The organism is Microbacterium sp. (assembly GCF_029263575.1).
GTDB lineage: Bacteria > Actinomycetota > Actinomycetes > Actinomycetales > Microbacteriaceae > Microbacterium.
In genome coordinates this window covers 1-4,779 of the sequence record NZ_JAJUFV010000197.1, presented here as the reverse complement: position 1 = coordinate 4,779, position 4,779 = coordinate 1, and the positions used below count along the sequence as shown (strand labels likewise).

At 67.8% G+C, this 4,779-nt stretch carries 5 protein-coding genes; all 5 read left to right on the top strand.

Features of this window, described 5'->3' with window-relative positions; translation table 11 throughout:
* On the top strand, positions 1-790 hold a 790-nt coding region (gene hemC, locus Q1J95_RS14560; protein WP_300268857.1), incomplete at its 5' end, for a hydroxymethylbilane synthase.
* 11 nt (positions 791-801) lie between these two features.
* Entirely contained in the window at positions 802-1,602 is an 801-nt protein-coding gene (locus Q1J95_RS14555) for a uroporphyrinogen-III synthase (RefSeq protein ID WP_300268855.1), read from the top strand.
* Positions 1,599-2,600: a porphobilinogen synthase gene (gene hemB, locus Q1J95_RS14550; RefSeq protein ID WP_300268853.1), complete on the top strand. Its 1,002-nt coding sequence runs from the start codon at positions 1,599-1,601 to the stop codon at positions 2,598-2,600. Before Q1J95_RS14555 ends, hemB begins: the two co-directional genes overlap by 4 nt.
* Positions 2,601-2,710: 110 nt before the next feature.
* Positions 2,711-4,033, top strand: a complete 1,323-nt coding sequence (locus tag Q1J95_RS14545) for a glutamate-1-semialdehyde 2,1-aminomutase (protein WP_300268850.1) — start codon at positions 2,711-2,713, stop codon at positions 4,031-4,033.
* An 88-nt stretch (positions 4,034-4,121) separates the two neighbouring features.
* Entirely contained in the window at positions 4,122-4,571 is a 450-nt protein-coding gene (locus tag Q1J95_RS14540; protein WP_300268848.1) for a hypothetical protein, read from the top strand.
* The last annotated feature ends 208 nt before the right edge of the window (positions 4,572-4,779 follow it).

Sequence of the window (4,779 nt, the reverse complement as noted above, 5' to 3'; positions counted from 1 at the left end):
TGAGGCGCTGCTGGCGGGGGAGTGCGACATTCTCGTGCACTCGCTGAAAGATCTGCCCACCGCGATGCCCGAGGGGCTGGTCATCGCCGCAACGCCCGTCCGCGAAGACGCCCGCGACGTGGTGATCACCCGCGACGGCACGGCGCTTCATGAGCTGCCCGCCGGCGCGAAGGTGGGCACGGGCTCACCGCGCCGCATCGCCCAGGTGCGTCGTCGCGCACCCCGTGCGACCACCGTCGATATTCGCGGCAACGTCGGGTCACGCATCGCACGCGTCGAATCCGGCGAACTGGATGCCGTGATCCTCGCCGCAGCCGGACTGTCGCGGCTGGGAACCGAGATCGGCCACCCGATGGAGTTCCTCGGCCTCGCGGAATGGCCCACCGCACCGGGTCAGGGGGCGTTGGCTGTCGAGACGACGGCGGATGCCTCGGTTGAACTGCACGCTGCCCTCGCCGAACTCGACGATCCAGCCACCCGATTCGCGATCAGTGTCGAGCGCGGCATCCTGGAGGGATTGGATGCCGGATGCCAGGCCCCGATGTCTGCTCACGCCGTCGTCACAGGTGACTCTGTGCGCATCCGCACGGTCGTCTACGCACCCGATGGGGAGCGCAGAATTGGGCTCGACGTCACGGAATCCCTGAACGGGGGGTATATTCGTGGGAACGGCAGTGGCAATGGAGCGAAGACTGCCGATGGTGCGGACCCGAATCACGCAGCTCGCGAGATCGGACTTTCTGTCGCCCGTCGGCTGCTCGAACAAGGGGCGGCTGGCCTCGTCTCCTGAGAGCAACTCTTATGACCACAACACCCGAAAAGAATTCTGAAAAGCCCTTGACCGGCTGGCGCGTGCTCGTTCCTCGCGGCGGCCCCTGGGGCGATGGCGTCGCCGCGAGCCTGCGTTCGCAGGGCGCTGTTCCTGTTGTCGCACCGCTGATCAACTTCGGCCCGACCACCGATCAGGAAGCACTCGACGACGCGCTCGCGAAGCTGGCCGCCGGTGAGTTCGACTGGCTCACCATCACGAGCGCCACCACGGTCGATGTGCTCTTCGCGCACCGGGCCGAGGTGCCGAAGTCGACAAAGATCGCCGCGGTCGGTGAGACGACCGCGGCCGCGCTCGAGGCCGTGGGCTACACCGTCAGCCTCGTGCCGGAGAAAGACAATTCGGCAGAGGGGATGGCTGAGCAGCTCATCGCGCTCGAGCCAGAGCCGCGCCGCATCCTGACGCTGCGCAGCGAGATCGCCAAGCCCGTGCTCACGCGTTCGCTCATCAAGGCCGGGCACGATGTCTCGAGCATCGTCGCGTATCGCACGGTCGGTGTGCCGGTCACCGATCGCATCCGTCGCGACGTCGACAGCGGCCGGATCAACGCGATCCTCATCACGAGCGGCTCGGTCGCGCAGCAGGTGCGCGAGCAGTTCCCCGATATTCCCGATGACACGCTGCTCGCTGCGATTGGTCCGCGTACCGCGAAGGATGCCCGCAAGGCCGGGTTGCCGATCACGGTGGTTGCCGATCGTCAGACCGTCGATGCGCTCATCGATGCGGTTTCGCACTTCACGCTGCCGCATGCGGTCGACGAGTTCGCACCGTGAGCGAATTCCCTGAGATTCGTCCGCGACGGCTTCGGCAATCACATCCGGTGCGCGAGCTCGTGCGCGAGACCTCGATCGAACCACGCAACCTCGTGCTGCCGATGTTCGTCCGCGAGGGCATCGACGAACCGGTGGCGATCAGTTCGATGCCCGGTGTCGTCCAGCACACGACAGATTCGCTGCGACGCGCGGCGGCCGAGGCGGCCGAGGCGGGTGTCGGCGGCGTCATGCTGTTCGGCGTGCCAGCGGTTCGCGACGCGGTGGGGTCGGGGGCAGATGACCCTGACGGGATTTTGAACGTCGCCACCGCGGCATTGGTCTCCGAGGTCGGCGATGCGCTCGTCGTGCAGACCGATCTGTGCCTCGACGAGTTCACCGATCACGGTCACTGCGGCGTGCTTTCCCCTTCGGCGGGCTCAGGGGGCGACCCCATCATCGACAACGATGCGACGCTCGAGCGCTACGTCTCGATGGCGCTCGCGCAGGCGCGCGCCGGGTCGCACCTGCTCGGGCTGTCAGGCATGATGGACGGCCAGGTCGCAGCGATTCGTCACGGGTTGGATGCCGAAGGCTTCACCGACACGCTTCTGCTCGGCTACGCGGCCAAGTACGCCAGCGCTTTCTACGGCCCCTTCCGCGAGGCCGTCGACTCACAGCTGCAGGGTGATCGCCGCACTTACCAGCTCGATCCCGGCAACCGGCGTGAGGGTCTGCGCGAAGCGCTCATCGACGAGGCCGAAGGCGCAGACGTCGTCATGGTGAAGCCGGCGATGGGTTTCCTCGACGTGCTGCGCGAGGTGCGCGATGCCGTGCAGATCCCCGTGTGGGCTTATCAGATTTCCGGCGAGTACGCGATGATCGAAGCGGCCGCGGCGAACGGCTGGATCGACCGCAGGGCGGCTGTGCTCGAGTCTCTGCTCTCCATTCGCCGCGCCGGTGCCGACACCGTGCTGACGTACTGGGCGACCGAAGCCGCACGCTGGATGACAGAGCGCTGAGTATGACACGATCAGCGGAGCCTGTCCCGATCCGCTGATGTTTCTGCGGATTCTGTCCGCAGATCGGGACAGTGTCCGCAGATCGGGACAGCGCAGATACGGAGGCGACCATGACCGACCGCAACGATGAACTGTTCTCTGCCGCGCGTGCGGTGACACCCGGCGGTGTGAACTCTCCCGTGCGCGCTTATGGTTCTGTGGGCGGTGCGCCGAGGTTCTTGGCGTCGGCTCAGGGGGCGAGAGTGACGGATGCGGCGGGTGTCGAGTATGTCGACCTCGTGGCATCGTGGGGCCCGGCTCTCCTCGGCCACGCCGATCCCGAAGTGGTCGCTGCGGTGCAGGACGCCGCTGCGCGGGGGCTGTCCTTCGGCGCACCGACCGCTGGCGAGGTCCAGCTCGCCAAGAAGATCTCGGAGCGCGTGCGCGTCGGTGACCTCGCTCCCGTCGAGCGGGTGCGTCTGGTCTCGACCGGCACTGAGGCGACGATGACGGCCATCCGTCTCGCGCGTGGCGCGACCGGCCGAGACCTTCTGGTCAAGTTCGCCGGCCATTACCACGGACACTCCGACGGTCTGCTGGCCGAGGCCGGCTCGGGCGTCGCGACTCTCGCGCTTCCTGGTTCCGCCGGCGTGCCGGCGCCGATCGCTGCGCAGACGCTCGTCGTGCCGTATAACGATCGTGAGGCGCTGGAGGCCGTGTTCGCTGAGCACGGTGACCGCATCGCCGCTGTCATCGTCGAGGCGGCAGCGGCGAACATGGGCGTGGTCGCGCCGGATGCGGGTTTCAACGCCTTCATCGCCGATACGGCGCACGCGCACGGCGCGCTGATGATCCTCGATGAGGTGCTCACCGGGTTCCGGGTGCATCACGCCGGGTTCTGGGCTCTGCAGGTGTCGACCGGTGAGGTCTACATGCCCGACATCATCACGTTCGGAAAGGTCGTCGGCGGTGGGATGCCGCTTGCCGCGCTCGGCGGCCGCGCCGAGGTGATGGACCTGCTCGCACCGACCGGCCCGGTCTATCAGGCCGGGACCCTGTCCGGGAACCCGCTGTCGGTCGCCGCCGGACTCGCCACGCTCCTGCGCGCCACTCCGAAGATCTACGCCCGAGTGGATGCCTCGGCATCCCGCATCGCCCACGCCCTCGACCGTGCACTCACCGAGGCGGGCGTCGTGCACGCCGTGCCGCGGGCTGGAAACCTGTTCGGCGTCGTGTTCGCAGCCGAAGCGCCGCGCAACTACGCCGAGGCGCAGGCGCAGGAGGCCTTCCGCTATCCGCCGTTCTTCCACGCGATGCGCGAGCAGGGCGTCGCCTTGCCGCCGAGCGTGTTCGAGGCGTGGTTCCTCACGGCCGCTCACGACGACGCGGCGCTGCGCACAATCGAGGCCGCGCTTCCGGCCGCGGCGCGAGCGGCGGCCGACGCGCGCCCGTAGACGCAATCGTTGCCGTAGCGTGACGATTGTTGTCGCACTGTGAGGAAGTCGCAGGCAGTTTCCAGCGCGGCGCTGGCAGACTGGATGCATGGTGACGTTGCTCCTGGATCACACGCAGCTTGAAGTTGTGCTGTCTCCGTTGGAGCGGGCGGCGTCATTCCACCGTGAGAACCTGCGCGTCGAACGCGACACGATCGTCAAGGTGCAGCTCACCGACGATGCGTGGACGTGGATCCGCGGCGTCCCAGGCCCTGGCACGCACATTCCCGGCATCCTCGCCGCCGGAACCTGGAAGGCGTCCGCGACGACCGACTTCGTGCTGATCCGCAGGCGTCGCCCGGGAGTCGTCGTCGACCTCGAGGGAGATGCCGATTTTCAGCGGCTCGTCCTCAGCACGCGGCACGGGCTGGCCCTGACCCAGGCGCTGCGACTCGACGCCTCAGATGAGCTCGCGGACGTCGAGGAGATCGCCGGAACCGCGCCCATACCGGTCGTCACAGGCCGCAGACGCCCGGTCATCCGGCCGCGGCCCGCTTGACGACGGCGCGGAACGCGTCGGGCACTTTTCCCGGAACGCCGCTGTCAGTGCCCGGAACGCCGCTGTCAGCGGTGGTCGTGCGCTGACTCGGTTGCTTCGGCGCGGGTGTCCTCCGTGCTCGCGTCTTCCGCGTTGGCGTCGGCCGTGTTGGTGGCGGATGCCTGCGCTTCGGATTGCGTGTTGGTGTCGGATGCCTGCGCTTCGGATT

Coding starts and splice junctions, on each gene's coding strand:
- Q1J95_RS14545 (WP_300268850.1), top strand. CDS start 2,711: ATGACCGACCGCAACGATGAACTGTTCTCTGCCGCGCGTGCGGTGACA.
- Q1J95_RS14555 (WP_300268855.1), top strand. CDS start 802: ATGACCACAACACCCGAAAAGAATTCTGAAAAGCCCTTGACCGGCTGG.
- Q1J95_RS14540 (WP_300268848.1), top strand. CDS start 4,122: ATGGTGACGTTGCTCCTGGATCACACGCAGCTTGAAGTTGTGCTGTCT.